The 16,211-nt window shown below is 59.7% G+C and carries 17 protein-coding genes; 12 read left to right on the top strand and 5 right to left on the bottom strand.

Annotated elements, in window-relative coordinates:
* Positions 1–221 precede the first annotated feature (221 nt).
* Positions 222–524, top strand: a complete 303-nt coding sequence (locus NKI20_RS12845) for a helix-turn-helix domain-containing protein (protein ID WP_352830991.1) — start codon at positions 222–224, stop codon at positions 522–524.
* 545 nt (positions 525–1,069) lie between these two features.
* Here NKI20_RS12845 and NKI20_RS12840 read toward each other — a convergent pair.
* Complete coding sequence (locus NKI20_RS12840) at positions 1,070–1,306, bottom strand: PilZ domain-containing protein (protein WP_032907511.1); 237 nt, start codon at positions 1,304–1,306, stop codon at positions 1,070–1,072.
* A gap of 255 nt (positions 1,307–1,561) precedes the next feature.
* The gene (locus tag NKI20_RS12835) at positions 1,562–2,140 is read right to left on the bottom strand and encodes an NUDIX domain-containing protein (RefSeq protein WP_352726657.1); all 579 of its coding nucleotides are present in this window, start codon (positions 2,138–2,140) and stop codon (positions 1,562–1,564) included.
* Positions 2,141–2,295: 155 nt separating this feature from the next.
* Here NKI20_RS12835 and NKI20_RS12830 point away from each other — a divergent pair, with 155 nt between their 5' ends.
* The 4 genes from NKI20_RS12830 to NKI20_RS12815 all read left to right on the top strand — a co-directional run bounded on the left by NKI20_RS12830 (position 2,296) and on the right by NKI20_RS12815 (position 4,542).
* On the top strand, positions 2,296–3,399 hold the full coding sequence (locus NKI20_RS12830; RefSeq protein WP_023759462.1) for an NADH:flavin oxidoreductase/NADH oxidase: 1,104 nt from the start codon (positions 2,296–2,298) through the stop codon (positions 3,397–3,399).
* Positions 3,400–3,523: 124 nt separating this feature from the next.
* The gene (locus NKI20_RS12825; RefSeq protein WP_023759463.1) at positions 3,524–3,841 is read left to right on the top strand and encodes an SH3 domain-containing protein; all 318 of its coding nucleotides are present in this window, start codon (positions 3,524–3,526) and stop codon (positions 3,839–3,841) included.
* A gap of 153 nt (positions 3,842–3,994) precedes the next feature.
* Entirely contained in the window at positions 3,995–4,273 is a 279-nt protein-coding gene (locus tag NKI20_RS12820) for a DUF982 domain-containing protein (RefSeq protein WP_032907483.1), read from the top strand.
* A gap of 29 nt (positions 4,274–4,302) precedes the next feature.
* Entirely contained in the window at positions 4,303–4,542 is a 240-nt protein-coding gene (locus NKI20_RS12815) for a DUF2188 domain-containing protein (RefSeq protein ID WP_023759465.1), read from the top strand.
* Positions 4,543–4,634: 92 nt separating this feature from the next.
* Here the strand turns inward: NKI20_RS12815 and NKI20_RS12810 are convergent, their stop codons facing one another.
* Together NKI20_RS12810 and NKI20_RS12805 are read right to left on the bottom strand one after the other, a co-directional pair.
* Positions 4,635–4,916, bottom strand: a complete 282-nt coding sequence (locus NKI20_RS12810) for a hypothetical protein (RefSeq protein WP_352830988.1) — start codon at positions 4,914–4,916, stop codon at positions 4,635–4,637.
* A gap of 52 nt (positions 4,917–4,968) precedes the next feature.
* Positions 4,969–5,982, bottom strand: coding sequence for an alpha/beta fold hydrolase (locus NKI20_RS12805; RefSeq protein WP_352830986.1), 1,014 nt, complete (start codon positions 5,980–5,982; stop codon positions 4,969–4,971).
* Positions 5,983–6,220: 238 nt separating this feature from the next.
* Between NKI20_RS12805 and NKI20_RS12800 the strand changes: the two genes are divergently transcribed.
* The 7 genes from NKI20_RS12800 to NKI20_RS12770 all read left to right on the top strand — a co-directional run bounded on the left by NKI20_RS12800 (position 6,221) and on the right by NKI20_RS12770 (position 15,896).
* A complete protein-coding gene (locus tag NKI20_RS12800) occupies positions 6,221–6,964 on the top strand; it encodes a competence/damage-inducible protein A (RefSeq protein ID WP_352830984.1) in 744 nt (247 codons plus the stop codon).
* Positions 6,965–7,044: 80 nt separating this feature from the next.
* Positions 7,045–7,878: a universal stress protein gene (locus NKI20_RS12795; protein ID WP_023759469.1), complete on the top strand. Its 834-nt coding sequence runs from the start codon at positions 7,045–7,047 to the stop codon at positions 7,876–7,878.
* 246 nt (positions 7,879–8,124) lie between these two features.
* Positions 8,125–8,625 carry a xanthine phosphoribosyltransferase gene (gene gpt, locus NKI20_RS12790; protein ID WP_352726646.1) on the top strand — a complete coding sequence of 167 codons (501 nt, stop codon included), beginning with the start codon at positions 8,125–8,127 and terminating at the stop codon, positions 8,623–8,625.
* Positions 8,626–8,836: 211 nt separating this feature from the next.
* The gene (locus tag NKI20_RS12785; protein WP_352602587.1) at positions 8,837–9,325 is read left to right on the top strand and encodes an NUDIX hydrolase; all 489 of its coding nucleotides are present in this window, start codon (positions 8,837–8,839) and stop codon (positions 9,323–9,325) included.
* A gap of 93 nt (positions 9,326–9,418) precedes the next feature.
* Positions 9,419–9,724 (top strand): PilZ domain-containing protein, encoded by a 306-nt coding sequence (locus NKI20_RS12780; protein ID WP_352602589.1) that lies wholly within the window; start codon positions 9,419–9,421, stop codon positions 9,722–9,724.
* Between the two features lie 689 nt (positions 9,725–10,413).
* A complete protein-coding gene (locus NKI20_RS12775) occupies positions 10,414–14,190 on the top strand; it encodes a vitamin B12-dependent ribonucleotide reductase (RefSeq protein WP_352830981.1) in 3,777 nt (1,258 codons plus the stop codon).
* A 362-nt stretch (positions 14,191–14,552) separates the two neighbouring features.
* The gene (locus NKI20_RS12770; RefSeq protein WP_352830979.1) at positions 14,553–15,896 is read left to right on the top strand and encodes an AIPR family protein; all 1,344 of its coding nucleotides are present in this window, start codon (positions 14,553–14,555) and stop codon (positions 15,894–15,896) included.
* 13 nt (positions 15,897–15,909) lie between these two features.
* Here NKI20_RS12770 and NKI20_RS12765 read toward each other — a convergent pair whose 3' ends face one another.
* Positions 15,910–16,035, bottom strand: coding sequence for a hypothetical protein (locus NKI20_RS12765; RefSeq protein ID WP_352830977.1), 126 nt, complete (start codon positions 16,033–16,035; stop codon positions 15,910–15,912).
* Positions 16,036–16,211: the final 176 nt, after the last annotated feature.

The following is a 16,211-nucleotide window of genomic DNA, read 5'->3' as shown; positions in this document are numbered from 1 at the left end:
GCGGTCAAACCCAACCGGACTGCGCAGGCGGCTCCGGCACTGAGCGCCCGCCGGACTGTCGGAGCCGCCACCTTACACTACAATATACCAGCAATGGTTGAATCAACCGTTACCGCACGTTCATTCGAGTGCGCGCCGCACCGAGGGGGCCGCCCTGCTTTCGGCGGCGCTTTGCTCTGGGACCGTTGCTTCGCGGGACAGGACTTAAGTCGCAGCTGAAAATGTTGTCGGAACCTTCCGCCCATTCCGCTGTTCCTGCAGCAGGTTTTTCGGGACGGAGGCGTCGCTTGCAAAACGTTACGGCAGAGCAGTCGCGAGCAGCACGAGCGCTCTTGAATTGGTCGCGCGTTCGACTTGGCGCGAGGTCCGATGTTAGCGAAGACACCATCCGCGAATTTGAGAATGGCAACAGGATTCCCCGCAACGGCAATCTTACTCGCATTCGCCGAGCATTGGAGGCCGCCGGTATTGTCTTCACCTCTGGATCGCCGTCGCTAAACTACCCCTCTGGTGATGCGGTTTAGCATAGGCTGCTCAAGGAAATGGAGCCGCCTTTGGCAGGTGCTCCTCGACCCCAACAATTGAATTGAAAATGCGGTGTCGAGGAACGCGCCCTTGCTAGCGATTTGCGCGATCCTTCGCCATGACGTTGAAAAGTACAAAGCATGCCATCAATGATACGAAAGCGCCTATGAGGTCGTCGCCGGCCAGCCCCGAATTATAGACCAAAGCAAACGCCAATACGGACATTTTCCCTACCCGGGTTTGAAAGCCTCGATAGGATTCAACTTTCACGCAGCGCTAATGTTCCACTGCAGCGGCCCTATCGCTGGAACGAAGACGACTGTGCCGAGCACAATGCGTTTGGCCGTTGCATGAAAAGTCATGTCCAAGCCCTAAGGTTGCAGCCGGCGTTCTATGTCCGCAACCAGAAGCTGCATTGCTTCAAATCAAAATCATCGGCAGACGGACACAACCGAATGTACGCGCGCCAGATGGCCGCGCGCAGGTGAATTGAGAATCCCAGCTTCCGTTGCTTTTTTGCGGACAGGCCTGCGACATTTCAAACTCAATATATTTGAATGCCAAGGCGCTCACGCCTTCGCCACCTCACCACAGCTCGATAGCTGGCGTCATCTTCAGGCACTTGAAGGGTAAAACGGTCGGGAATTGTGATGCTGGGGTCAACCCGCAATTCCGCACCGTGAGCGTGTTGATTCCGAACGCAGCAATCGATCTTCGCATCGTCCGTGATGATGGTCGCATCCTTCAGGACAATCCCACGTGTGTGAGAGCGTCGCTCCATCGGCGGATCGGTTGGGGTCATCGCGTTTTCTTCCCGTAAATCAGCGGTGAACGGTCGATGAACTTCAACGCATGACTCGCAAAACCATGATTCAATCAGCTATCACTAAAATGGTTGCCAAAACGCAAAGCCGACGCCCTTCTCGGTTTGTCTGCTCGAGAAGACCTCCGGTGGCTGTCCATGTCAGTTGGTCTGATTTGGTGACGCTGTGGTCCAGCGCCCGATGCCTGTAGGGCGCCGGATCGCCGCCAAGGGTCAGGCGGGGATCGGGTTCAGCTTCAAGTGCTGAATCAGAATAATGGTCTTGGCGTCGATGATGCGGCCGTCGGCAATGCCGGCCAGCGCCTCGTCGAGCGGCATTTCCAGAACCTCGATGTCCTCGCCTTCGTCCGCCGCACCGCCGCCTGCCGAGATGCGGTCAGCGGGCGAATAACGGGCGATAAAGAACCAGAGCCGTTCGGTGACGCTGCCCGGGCTCATATAGGGCGAAAACAGCCGCTCCACATTCTGCAGCCGGTAGCCGAGTTCCTCCTCCGCTTCCTTGCGGATACAGGTTTCCGGATCGTTTTCGTCGAGCAGCCCGGCACAGGCCTCGATCAGCGGCTCGCGGTGACCGGTGACGTAGGCGGGATAACGGAACTGGCGCACCAGGAGCACGGTCGAGCGCGAGGGATCGTAAGGCAGGATCACCGCGCCGTCGCCGCGATCATAAGTCTGGCGCACCTGCGTCTCCCACTCCCCGTCACGCCGGCGGTAGTCGAGGACGGTCTTCTTCAGAACGGCCCAGTCGTCGGAGAGAATTTCCTCCGAACGGATGCGAACGCGATCTTCCATCATGATCTCCATGCTTTCGGGTCGAGGCCTAGCCGCGAACCAGCGTTTCGGCAATGCCCTCAGTGATTGGTCCAGAACCCGTTTCACCGCCTCGTGTCTGGCGTAGACGCGAACGGTTGCCTAAATAGCTGCTACCCCTCCCCGGAGCGCTTTTCATGACAATATCGCTTTTCCAGCCGATCACCCTCGACGGCCTTACCTTTCCCAATCGTATCGCTGTCGCGCCGATGTGCCAGTATTCGGCCGAAGACGGCTCGGCCGGCGACTGGCATCTCTACCATTGGATGAACCTTGCCATGTCCGGTGCCAGCATGGTCACCGTCGAGATGACCGATGTCGAGCGGCGCGGACGCATCACGCATGGCTGCCTCGGCCTCTATTCCGAAGACAATGAGGCAGCTGCCCGCCGGGCGCTCGACGCGGCAAGACGCGTCGCCGCTCCCGGCACGAAGTTCGGCTCCCAGCTTGCCCATGCCGGCCGCAAAGCCTCGAATCGCAAGCCGTGGGAGGGCGGCGGACCGCTGCAACCTGATGAAGACCCCTGGCAGACAGTCTCGGCCTCGGCCATCGCTTACGACACCGGCTGGAACGTGCCACGGGCGCTGGAGGACGAAGAGATCCTGCAGCTCATCGAACGCTTCGCAGACGCGGCAAGGCGCGCCGAACGCGCGGGCTTCGACTTCCTCGAACTGCATGCCGCGCATGGCTATCTGATCTTCCAGTTCCTGTCGCCATTGTCCAACCAACGCACCGATCGCTGGGGTGGCTCGCTTGAGAACCGCATGCGTCTTGTCGTCGAAATCGCCAAGGCGGTGCGGAACGCGACGCCAAAACTGATGCTGGGCGCGCGGCTTTCGGTGAAGGATTGGGTCGATGGCGGCTTCGACGTGGAGGATGCGATCGAAGTGGCGAAAGCACTCAAGGACGCTGGCGTCGCCTATCTCTGCTGCTCGAGTGGCGGCAATTCTCCGTTGCAGAAATTGCCCACCGGTCCCGGCTACCAGGTGCATCTGGCAGAGGCTGTGCGCAAGGCCGCCGGCATTCCCACCCGTGCAGTTGGCCTGATCGACGATCCGAAGCAGGCCGAAGCGATCGTTGCCGAAGGCCGCGCCGACATGGTGGCGCTGGCGCGCGCCTTCCTGGCCGATCCGCGCTGGGGGTGGCGTGCGGCGGCAACGTTCAGCGAGACAATCCACCCGGCGCCCCAGCTTGCGCGCTCAGTGACCACGATGCAGCACTGGATGAAGGCGGCGGGCTGACCGGCCCGTTCTGCCGACGCCAACCTGCACTCTACCCTGGACTGTTCGCCCCGCTTCAATTCTCGCCGCAAACTGTTACGGTCGGTGAGGCTGCGGCGGGCGCGGTCGGGCTTGGGAGGAAATCATGTCGTTGAGGGCATTCTTGCCGGTTGCAGCGCTGACCGTTGTGGCCGGACTTTGGATCGGCACATCGGCGCCGGCCGGCGGACAATATTGCGAGGGCACTGTGCACGGCCTTTCCGGTCGCTACAATCTGGCGACCGGCAGCGGCTTTCTCGCCGTGCGGACGCGGCCGAACTCGTCGTCGCGGATGGTCGGGCAGCTGTTCAATGGCGATCATACCGAGATCTTCGACCGACGCGGCAACTGGTATCAGGTCGAAATCGGCGGCCGGACCGGCTGGGCAAACGCACGCTGGCTGCGCAACGACTGTGGCTACTGAGACGCCGGTGCATGTCACCCAAAAGTGGATCCGGTTTTGGGATAGCGACATGCATCAAACGAAGACCTAAGGCGCGTCGCAAATGCGACGCGTCTTTTGGGCGCAGTCTGAAGGCCATTGTTGCAACCAAATTGACTGCTTTGCGTTGCGGCCATCATGGACGACAAACCTTTTGAAGTGCCGGTCGTCGTCGAACTTGGCCACGTCGGCAAATATCGCCATATCCGCAGCGCCAAGGAGGCGGCGGAATGCTTGATGACCGTGTGGCCGCTCAATCGCGGGCCGCGCCATCGTGATGCCCTCGACACTTGCCTCAAAGTGCTGGAAGGTTATCGTTCGACAGCGGATGCGCGCCGGGCGCTGATCGAAGCTGCCAAGGAATCGGAAGTTCTGGTGCCCGACGACAAACTGCCCGACGACCGGCTGCATTGAGCGGTCGGACCTTTCAACTGGAGGCTTTCATGGCGAAACTGACTTACAAGATCGTCGAGCATGACGGCGGCTGGGCCTACAAGGTTGGAGCGACCTTCTCGGAGACGTTTCCCACCCATCAGGACGCATTGCGCGCCGCCGAAATCGCTTCGGCCGAGCAACGGATCGCCGGAGCCACGGACGGCATCCAGTACGAGGATGCCGATGGCGAATGGCATGAGGAACTGGCCGACGGTCGGGATCGGCCGCAGACAGAGGTTTCCGATTAAGTCTACAGTCAATTTTTGGCTGCATTGAGCGGGACGCCAGCCGCAGACGTCCGGAGAGGAAACGTCCCGCAGCCAGCAGCCGCTACGTGGCCCTATTTGCCGCAGTACTGATCGTTGACGTTCTGCCTGGAATTAGCGTCTGGACCGGGCCTGTGATCGGCACATGGGCCAATCCCGCCGGTGTTGCCCAAAGTGTTCAACCCGGACCTATCTGCATTGATGCTGCCGGTGGTGTTGGTATCGACAGCCGTCCGATCTTGATTGCCGAACAACCACCAGCGATGGTTGGAATAGTTGCTGTCCGACGACTGCGCCATCGCCGATGTGGCGAGACCGATTGTCAGGACGGATGCTGCGAGAAGTTTTGTGTACATCGCTTTTTACTCCTTTCTTGGCCTTGGGGGGCGACAGGCTGAAACCCGGCAGTCAGCCGAACGGTTCCTTGAAATTGTCGTGAAGCCGGTTTGATATCGAATCGGAGAACGCACGGGTCGCAAGGCGTTTGATGAAGGCAATGACCCGGTCCGGCTCGACGAATTGAGGCATGTGGCCGACGCCGTCGATCGATTCAAAATCAAGTCTTTCGATCCTGCTCCGCAATGGCTCGCCATGGGTACGGACATCGATGACACGGTCGGCTGTTCCGAAAAGAATGCCGGCCGGCATGACGATTTCGCCATAGCGCCGCTCGATGCGACCGAGATCTTGCTCGACCGCGACGACATCGGAGGACGTGGCGTAGAAATGGCCTGGCCTCAGCCCGAGCCAGCCACCTGCGTCGACCATGTAGTCAGCAGGAAAAACCTGAGGCGCGAAGATGAATTCCATTGTCGGCCGCGCATATCGGAGACTTGTCGGTACCGCCATGGTGTAAGCCATGATCCAGCGCCGCAGGCGCGAGGGGATATAGAGCAAGCCGGACCTTTCGCGCATGCCGGCTTCCGGATGAGTCAATGGCGCCAAAAGCGCGATGCCGGAAATCGCCTCGGGGTGCTCCACGGCCAAGGTCAGCGCGACGGCGCCGCCCAGCGAGTGGCCGACCACTAGCGGCCTTTCCAACCCCAGGGCTTCAATGAAGCGTCGCACGATCTCGGCCTGTTCGGGCAGCCGACCCGTGGCGCCGCTCGCGCGCTCCGAATAGCCCGACCCCGGCCGATCGAGCGCGATCAACCGGTAGCCCGAACCGAACCGCCCGAACAGAGTGTGCCGGAAATGATGGAGTTGAGCGCCAAGCCCATGCACAAAGACGATCGGGCGCCCCTCACCCTGGTCGACATAATGGATGCTTTTGCCGTCGATCTCGATGAATTTTCCGACCGGCGGCACCAGCCTTTCGGCTTTGGCCGCGATCCACAGCGTCGCCAGCACCAAACTGGCGACCCACAGGATCGCTATCAGGAGCAGCGCGCCCAAAAGCCATGACAGAATCGGCAAGATCATCGTTCACCCGCACCGGAGCCCGCATGAGCTTAGCTGCCGCCGATCCAGGTGCAACCTTCCCCTCTAACCGCGAGCGCGAAGGCCGTACGCTTCGACGGTCGACTTCTGTGACGCGGCACCCGGTCGGGCATGCGATGGATATCTCGGTTTATGGGTGCGGATTGTTGACCGTCCGGGCGGCATTGCGGCCGCCGCCGAGCCGCGCTATCTCAGGCCACCCGTCATGCCGGAGCCTTCCATGCCTGAAATCGTGACCGCCGCCATGCTCGTCATCGGCGATGAGATTCTGTCTGGCCGCACCAAGGACAAGAACATCGGCCATCTCGCCGATATCATGACGGCGATCGGCATCGACCTGAAGGAGGTGCGCGTCGTCCCGGACGAGGAAGACGAGATCATTGCTGCGGTGAATGCCGTGCGCGCCCGTTACACTTACGTGTTCACCACCGGCGGCATTGGCCCGACGCATGACGACATCACGGCCGATTCCGTTTCCAAGGCTTTTGGCGTGCCTTGCGAATACGATGCCAAGGCCTATGCACTGCTGGCGGCAAGCTACGCCGCGCGCGGCATCGAATATACGGAGGCCCGCAAACGCATGGCACGCATGCCACGCGGTGCCGATCTCATCGACAACCCGGTGTCCGTTGCACCCGGCTTCCGTATCGGCAACGTCCATGTCATGGCCGGTGTGCCGTCGATCTTCCAGGCCATGCTCGACAATGTCGTGCCGACGCTAAAGGCGGGTACGAAAATGCTGTCGGCAACCGTGCCCTGCCCATTCGGCGAAGGCCTCATCGGCGGGCCGCTTGGCGATATCCAGAAAGCGCATCCGGACACGATCATAGGCTCCTACCCGAAATATGGCGACGGCAAGTTCTGGACCGAACTGGTCGTGCGTGCCCGCAGCCAGGCGGCCCTGGATGCCGCGCGTGCCGATGTCGAGGCAATGGTCACCGGGTTCGCAACCAATTCCGGTTGATCTGTCCAGACCGGAACCAAGCACGACGCTGCAACGTTTCCTCCGCACGAGTTCGGTAGCTCGCAGATTGAGGGATCATCATGCGCTTCAAAACCATCGTCGCCATTCTGCAGAACGAGCAGGACGCGGAGCGCGTGCTCGACTGCGCCATTCCGCTCGCCACCCGGTTCCAGAGCCATCTGATCGGTATCCACGCCGAAACGCTTCCCGTGCCTTACACTTCGGCCACGGGCTTTCCGGACACGGAATTCCTGCAGGTTTCGGCCGACATGAATCGGGAGCGCGCTAAAAAACTGGAGGCGACTTTCCTCAAGCGTATCGAGGATTCCGGCCTGTCCTTCGAGTGGCGAAGCCTTGAGAGCTTTTCGGGCGACAGCGCGCTGACCGGCATTTCGAGCGTGCGCGCCGCCGATCTGATCATTGCGGCGCAGCGCGAAACGGGCGGTGACCCGAGCGCGGATGTCGACACGCTGGTCTATGATGCCGGCCGCCCGGTGCTGGTGGTGCCGCATGGGGGGCCGCTGATCACCACCTTCAAACACGTACTGCTCGCCTGGAACGGCAGCAAGGAGGCGGCGCGCGCCGCCTTCGACGCGCTGCCCTTCATCATCGAAGCCGAGAAGACCGACATATTGGTCATCGACCCGCCTGAAACGCTCGACGACAGTCCGGAGGCCGCCGGCGCCGAAATCGCGTCGGCGCTGTCGCGCCACGGCGCCACCGTCAGTGTCTCGCTGCAACAGTCGGGCGGCAATTCGATCGACGACATCATCCAGACCAGGATCGCGGAGACCGGCGCCGATCTGCTGGTGCTCGGCGCCTACAGCCACTCCTGGCTGCGACAACTTCTGTTCGGCGGCGTGACCCGCAGTGTGCTGCGCACCGCGCCAGTGGCAGCCTTCCTGTCGCGTTGACGCATGTCGCGCAAAATGGTCGAGACAACGATATGCAGACTTGAAGCGGATCGCATGAATCTGTTTTGACGCGACGCGTTTGAAGTCCACGGCGATCGCCCAGGCCTTGCCAAGACCCCCGCCCTTGCCAAGGCCCCTGCTCTTGCCAAGACCGCTGCTCTTGCCAAGACGGGGGCTTTCCAGCTAATTCCGCGCGCATTCCCCTGTTTCTTGCGCGCGATCCCCGCGTGCTGCGGAGTGCGCGACATGTCCCTTCCCGAAAAAGCCTTTCCGGTCTCCTGGGACCAGTTCCATCGTGATGCCCGCGCGCTCGCCTGGCGGCTTGCCGGCGCCAATAAGGGCCAGTGGAAAGCGATCGTCTGCATCACCCGAGGCGGGCTGGTTCCCGCTGCGATCATCTCACGCGAACTCGGCATCCGGGTCATCGAGACGGTCTGCGTCGCCTCCTACCATGACTATACCAGTCAGGGGCAGATGCAGGTCCTCAAAGAGATAACACCGACCTTGCTCACCGAAGATGGTGCCGGCGTGCTGATCATCGACGACCTGACCGACACCGGGAAGACGGCGGGCATCGTGCGCGCAATGATGCCGAAGGCGCATTTCGCCACCGTCTATGCCAAGCCGAAAGGCCGGCCGCTGGTCGACACATTCATCACCGAAGTCAGCCAGGACACCTGGATCTATTTTCCATGGGACATGGGCTTCACCTACCAGAAGCCGATCGCCGACGACCACGCCGGCTGATTCGCAACAACCTGCCTGTTACAGATCGGCAGCTTGCACCGGGCGCTATTTGCTTTCGCAAACGGGCCCGGCGGGCCAGATATTTTGTGAAATCGACATCTATCGACGGAACTCAACCGGGCGAACGAAATTTTTTACTTTTATTGCCGACAATTAGCCGTAAGATTCGTGAGACGGCAAACGATTCCGGAGGCTGGGGCTAGCTTCTTCGATGTTGACGAGGCCAACGACGCATAATCATCTGGCCGAAAGGGTCCGACGGCTCTTCGGCACGGCCCCGTGCCGGCTGCAGGTTGCCGCCCTACCCTGGCGCGATACCGGAAACGGTGTCGAGATCATGCTGATCACCAGCCGCGACACCGGCCGCTGGGTATTGCCCAAGGGTTGGCCCGAGGCCAGGGAGCCGCTCTGCGAGGCGGCTGCGCGCGAGGCCGGCGAGGAAGCCGGACTGCGCGGGACTGTCTCTCATCTCGAAGCCGGCCGTTACTTCTACGCCAAGGTGCTGGCTTCCGGCGAAGAAGTGCCGTGCGAGGTCCTGGTGTTCCCGCTGCACGTCGACAAGGTCGCCGACCGCTGGAAGGAAAAAAACTCCCGTACCCGCAAATGGGTCAGTTCCAGCGAAGCGGTGCGCATGATCAACGAACCCGACCTTTGCCAGATCATCGCCTATTTCTGTGCCGACCCGCACAGCTTTCCCTGAAGGGACATTGAACGGCCACGGCGCCGCGCCTCAACGTGAATGCTTTGCTAAGGAATCAAGGATACGATTCGGCAGCTCTGGTATTTTTCATCGATGGCGAACCCTGCAAATCCGAACCAGTCCGGCCAGCCCCAGCGCGAGCATCGTCCGCGCGTGCTCAAGGGCGGGTCGATCATTACCGGAATTTCGAATTCGGAAGTCGGTTGCACGCTGCGCAATCAGCACGAAAGCGGCGCCGAACTGAAGATACCGCTCGAAGCCCGCGTTCCCGATCGCTTCCTTCTCTATGTGCCGCTCGACGGCATCGCCTATCGATGCGAGGTTCGCTGGCGGCACAACGACCGCCTCGGAGTGCAGTTCACCGGCACCGAGCCAAAACCCCGGCTTCACTACGGCTGATCCTGCCTGGACCTGGCGTGGCAAGCTTGGGCCTCAGCCCCGAGCCGCTGGCAATCGAGCCACTGGCAATAGTGTGAGCCTTGCCGCATCCACGTTTCCCATTGGGCGGCAAATTGCGATCGCAGCGCCGGCTTTCTATCCCCGTTATCCACATGTGTGACACACAAGATGTTGGGGTCACAAAAGCTACGCAAACGAATCCTTGACGGCGCAAAACGAGTCGCCTTTTATAGGCCATGCGCTTCTGTTGAGAGTGCGACCGGAAAGTTCTGAGCCCGGTCTTTTTCCCGGATTATGTGCGTTTTTGCTCGCATTTCCGCCCGTTTACGAGGCCGGCGGAAGCGTTGGAATTGTGGGGCGGTTGGGGACAATTGGGACAATTGTCGGGCTTGAATAAATTGTCTGTTAACACTATATTTAGTGTTTGCAGGTAGGTTCGACGCTAGATAGTGTGAATTTTCCCTCAAGTGAGGGAATCGAAAAAAAATCAGTTTTGAGGGACCCGTGGGGTTCGCCAGCGCGTTGGACAGTAACTTCGCAAGGAGTTTTGACCAGCAGGGTCGGCGGAGACCGCGAAATGGAGAGCCGGCCGTTTTCGAACGCCGGCAGACGGCGGACATGCGCGTTTCGCATTGGGGGCAGAAATCCCCTGACGAAAGCGCTATATGTAGACAAAAGGGACCGGACCAATGCGCATCGAGCGTCGTTTCACCAAGCCAGGACAATCTGCCTATGCGGAGATCGAATTCCGCAAGGCGCTTTCGGAGATCAAGAATCCGGATGGTTCGGTGGTGTTCCGCTTGGACAACATCGATGTGCCGGCGCAATTCTCCCAGGTTGCCGCCGACATCCTGGCGCAGAAGTATTTCCGCAAGGCAGGTGTCCCCGCGCGCCTGAAGAAGGTCGAGGAGAACGACGTCCCCTCCTTCCTGTGGCGCTCCGTCGCCGACGAGGCCGAACTTGCCAAGCTGCCGGAAGCCGAGCGCTACGGCTCCGAGATCGACGCCCGCCAGGTGTTCGACCGGCTGGCCGGTACATGGACCTATTGGGGCTGGAAGGGCGGCTACTTCAAGGCGTCGGAGGAAGACGCGCGCGCCTTCCGTGACGAGCTTGCCTATATGCTGGCGACGCAGCGCGTGGCGCCGAATTCACCGCAATGGTTCAACACCGGCCTGCACTGGGCTTATGGCATCGACGGCCCGAGCCAGGGCCACTTCTATGTCGACCCGTTCACCGGCAAGCTGACCAAGTCGAAATCCTCCTACGAGCATCCGCAGCCGCACGCCTGCTTCATCCAGGGCGTGCAGGACGACCTCGTCAACGAGGGCGGCATCATGGACCTCTGGGTGCGTGAAGCGCGTCTGTTCAAATATGGCTCCGGCACCGGCTCCAACTTCTCGCTGCTGCGTGGCGAAGGCGAAAAGCTGTCGGGCGGCGGCCGCTCGTCCGGCCTGATGAGCTTCCTCAAGATCGGCGACCGCGCGGCAGGCGCCATCAAGTCGGGCGGCACGACGCGCCGCGCCGCCAAAATGGTCATCGTCGACGCCGACCACCCCGATATCGAGGAATTCATCGACTGGAAGGTCAATGAAGAGCAGAAGGTCGCCTCGCTGGTGACCGGCTCCAAGATCGTCAAGAAGCATCTCGAAGCGATCATGAAGGCCTGCGTCAACTGCGAAGGCAATGGCAACGACTGCTTCGATCCGTCGATCAACTCCGCGCTGAAGCGCGAGATCAAGGCGGCCAAGAAGTCCGCCGTGCCGGAGAACTACATCTACCGCGTCATCCAGTTCGCCAAGCAGGGCTATTCGTCGATGTCCTTCAAGACTTACGACACCGACTGGGATTCGGATGCCTACCTCACGGTTTCGGGCCAGAACTCCAACAATTCGGTGTCGCTGAAGGACAATTTCCTGCGCGCTGTCGAGGACGATGGCGACTGGCACCTGACCGCCCGCAAGGACGGCAAGGTGCTGAAGACGCTGAAGGCCAGGGATCTCTGGGAAAAGATCGGCTATGCCGCTTGGGCATCGGCCGATCCGGGCCTGCATTTCAACACAACGATGAACGACTGGCACACCTGCGCTTCCGCCGGAGCGATCCGGGCCTCCAACCCGTGCTCGGAATACATGTTCCTCGACGACACGGCCTGCAACCTGGCCTCGATCAACCTGCTGCCTTACCGCAATGCCGACGGCACCATCGACATCGCCGCCTACGAGCACACCGTACGGCTGTGGACCATCGTGCTGGAAATCTCCGTGATGATGGCGCAGTTCCCGTCGAAGGAGATCGCCAAGCAGTCTTATGAATACCGCACGCTCGGCCTCGGCTATGCCAATATCGGCGGCCTGCTGATGACGTCGGGCATTCCCTACGATTCCGACGAGGGCCGCGCCATCTGCGCCGCACTCACCGCGATCATGACGGGTGTCGCCTATGCCACATCGGCCGAGATGGCTTCCGAGCTTGGCGCCTTCGCCGACTACGACCGCAACGCGCAGAACATGTTGCGCGTCATGCGCAACCATCGCCGTGCCGCCTATGGCGAAAAGCAGGGCTATGAGAAGCTCGCCGTCAATCCGGTGCCGCTGGTCGCTTCCGACCTGAAGCAGCAGGACCTCGCCGCCCACGCCAAGGCCGCCTGGGACCGCGCCATCGAGCTTGGCGAGGAGCATGGCTACCGCAATGCGCAGGCGACCGTGATCGCGCCGACCGGCACGATCGGCCTGGTCATGGATTGCGACACCACCGGCATCGAGCCCGACTTCGCCCTGGTGAAGTTCAAGAAGCTCGCCGGCGGCGGCTATTTCAAGATCATCAACCGCGCCGTGCCGGAGGCGCTGCGCACGCTCGGCTACTCCGAAGCCCAGATCGGCGAGATGGAGGCTTATGCGGTCGGCCACGGCAATCTCAACCAGGCACCCGCCATCAACCCCGGCGCGCTCAAGGCAAAGGGTTTCACCGACGAGAAGATCGCGGCGCTCAACGCAGCCTTGAAGTCGGCCTTCGACATCAAGTTCGTCTTCAACCAGTGGACGCTCGGCGCCGACTGGGTGAAGGAGACGTTCGGCTTCACCGACGAGCAGCTCAACGACTTTTCGTTCGAGATGTTGCCGGCGCTCGGCTTCTCCAGGAAGGACATCGAGGCCGCCAACATCCATGTCTGCGGTGCGATGACGCTGGAAGGCGCGCCCTTCCTCAAGCCCGAACACCTGGCTGTGTTCGACTGCGCCAGCCCGTGCGGCAAGGTCGGCAAGCGCTCGCTTTCGATCAACAGCCACATCCAGATGATGGCGGCGGCGCAGCCCTTCATCTCCGGCGCCATCTCCAAGACCATCAACATGCCCAACGATGCCACGGTGGAAGACGCCAAGGGCGCCTACATGCTGTCGTGGAAGCTGGCGCTGAAGGCCAACGCGCTCTATCGCGACGGCTCGAAACTGTCGCAGCCGCTCAATTCCTCGCTGCTCGCCGATGTCGAGGATGATGAGGACGAGGCCCTCGAGCAGCTGATCGCCGCACCTGCGGCAGCGCGCGCGGCACAGATCACCGAGCGGATCGTCGAGCGCATCATCGAACGCGTGTCGCGCGAGCAGGAAAAGCTGCCCAGCCGCCGCAAGGGTTACACGCAGAAGGCCAAGATCGGAGGCAACACCATCTTCCTGCGCACCGGCGAATATGACGATGGCCGCCTCGGCGAAATCTTCATCGACATGAACAAGGAAGGCGCGACGCTGCGTGGCCTTCTCAACAACTTCGCCATCGCCATCTCGCTCGGCCTGCAATATGGCGTGCCGCTCGACGAATATGTGCACGCCTTCACCTTCACTAAGTTCGAGCCGGCCGGCATGGTGCAAGGCAACGACGCCATCAAGAGCGCGACGTCGATCCTCGACTACGTGTTCCGCGAACTGGCGATCTCCTATCTCGGCCGCAACGACCTCGCCCATGTCGACCAGTCGGACTTTTCCAACACCGCACTTGGCCGTGGCATCAGCGAAGGCAAGACGGATGCGGTCTCCAAGGGCCTGACCCGCGGCGCCTCGCCGGTGAAGCTGGTGTCGCGCGTCAGCGGCAACGATCCGAAGGGCTTTGCGGCTCCCTCGGGCGCCCCTGCCCGCTCAGTGCCGACCGCCTTCTCCGGCTCCAACGTGCTGGCGCTGAAACCGGCCAGCGACGAAGCGGTCGCCTACAAGCGCGACTATGAGGAACGGGCTAGGGAATTGGCCGAGGATATCGCCTTCGAGGAGGCGGCTGCAGCCGACGCCACGGCAGGCTTGTTCACCGACGCCGCGGCCGTCGAGGCGGCCGAAGCCAAGAAACTCGCCAACGACCGCCGCGCCAAATCGCTGCTCCAGGGCTACACCGGCAATGCCTGCTCCGAATGCCAGAATTTCACCATGGTGCGCAACGGGACGTGTGAGAAATGCGATACCTGCGGCTCGACGAGCGGGTGCAGCTGAGAGGATTTGATTGAGCCCAAAAGTCGCAAATGCAACGACGCCGACAATCCTTGATTTCGGCGTCGTTGAAAGCGGCATACGTGAACGTGAGAGCGCCAGCGTCTCGCGCAGCGATGCATTCTCTAGACTTGCTCTAAAAACTGTCTTTGGGCTACCTCAACCAGAAGTCGACGAGTATATCGTAGACGGATACGACGACCGCGGCATTCGATATAGTGTATATCGATCACGACAATCGCGTAATTAATATCGGGTCATGCAAAACAGTTGTCTCATATAAGAATTCTCGGAAGAATTTCCCCGGCGACTAAATTGACAAGGTAATATCTTTTATTGAAGACCCCGTTCTTAACCGCGAGGAAATGCTTAAGACATGTAATGGCCCTTTAGCTGCAAAAGTGAGGGAGATATGGGATATTTTTGCAGAAGAAAGTTATAGGATTTCGGTTCATCTCTTTTCAAACCAGGCTACACTGCAAAAAGATGCTCACAATCGATTAGTTGAAGCTCTGAGCCGTCACGAAATTGCGCTGTTCGAATATGGATTGTTCGAGCTATCTCACGGCGTCGTAAAGGCCACTAAGCCTCGGTTCAAAAAGAAACTCGTTCCGTCAGATGATGCTGCGTTTGGTGTAAAAGAAGCCAACAAGCGAGCAGTTATGCTGAAGGTATCGTTGAAGGAGCTGACTCAGTTTCTCAGCGCAGAAAATCAAGCATTCGATGAGCGATTAATCTGGCAAAATGTTCGATATTTTCTTGGCTTGGACAATGAGGTCAATAGGGAAATCCGGGAAACATTACTGTCGGGACAGGCAAGCGATTTTTGGTTCTTGAACTCCGGTCTTACAATCGTTTGCGATCAGATCGTTTCTGTAGCGAATGGCAGACATCCTATTACGATGGTAAACCCTCAGATCGTGAATGGCTGCCAAACCGCGACTGTTATTCATGCGGTTTCGACCGGAACTATGGCCGACCTCGACAACGGCTACGTTCATGTGAAAATTATCGAAACAAACGATGCTACATTTATTGAGCGAGTAGCCCTTGCAAGCAACACGCAGAGTCGCATTTTGAATCGCGACTTAAGAGCAAATGACAACATACAGCGGCAACTGGTTGAGTGTCTTCGGCCTCACAACTATTTCTATGTTAGGAAGCGTGGAGAGAACGCACCTCGCCCGGGGATGAAGACGGTCGATGCAGCAAGAGCAGGCCAGCTCGTTTTGGCTTATCTTTGCGGCGAACCGACAAAGAGCAAAACTAACTCGAATGATATATTTGGCGATCTGTATGAGGAGGCATTCAATCCTCACGCTGTAACGCCCGAAATAATTATCGCGGCCCACGAATGCTATTCTGTAATCGAGCGTCGCAGGAAAGAGATCCTGGCTTGGCAGGCATCGGTTACTCGGAACTCTTTTGAGGAATCATGGTTGATCGAAGGCCATTTTCACTTGCTATTCGTCGTTGGCGAACTCATGCGCCGAGCTTCCATTCCGTTGGCAGAGACGACAATAGCCATTGGATTGATTGAGAAGGCAAGCAGTATCATGAGGACTTTTGTCGAGCGGAATCAAAGAGTTGCAAACTATCGACTTTTTCGTTTGGCTAGGTCTCGGGATGAAATCCTGAAGATCATCGACAATAATTCGAAGCCGGATGAGGCTAACCCAGTTCAGATTGAGCTATTCCCTAACATTTAGGTCGGCCCGGCTCCTACCCAACCGGCAACACCTCCAGCGTCTGCTCGTCAAACAACGGCTCGTCTTGGCCTATCCGCACGAACAGCAGCTTGCGCCCCGCCCCCGTCGACACCTCGAAATACTGGATGCCGTCAGGCATTTCGCCCCAGTCGCCGCATGGCGGTTCTGGAACCTCGTCGGGGTTGGCTAGCGCTTTCAGCTCTTTCGCATAGGCGGCATCGGGGCTGAATCAGGGGAATCGCTTCAGGTTAACGTTGATTTTTGACGGATGAGATTTTCGAGATAGTGGCCGTTGAGATTGGCGAGTTTTCGTCG

This window comes from Mesorhizobium sp. M0830, assembly GCF_040319965.1.
Lineage (GTDB): Bacteria > Pseudomonadota > Alphaproteobacteria > Rhizobiales > Rhizobiaceae > Mesorhizobium.
This window is presented reverse-complemented; position numbering and strand designations above follow the sequence as displayed.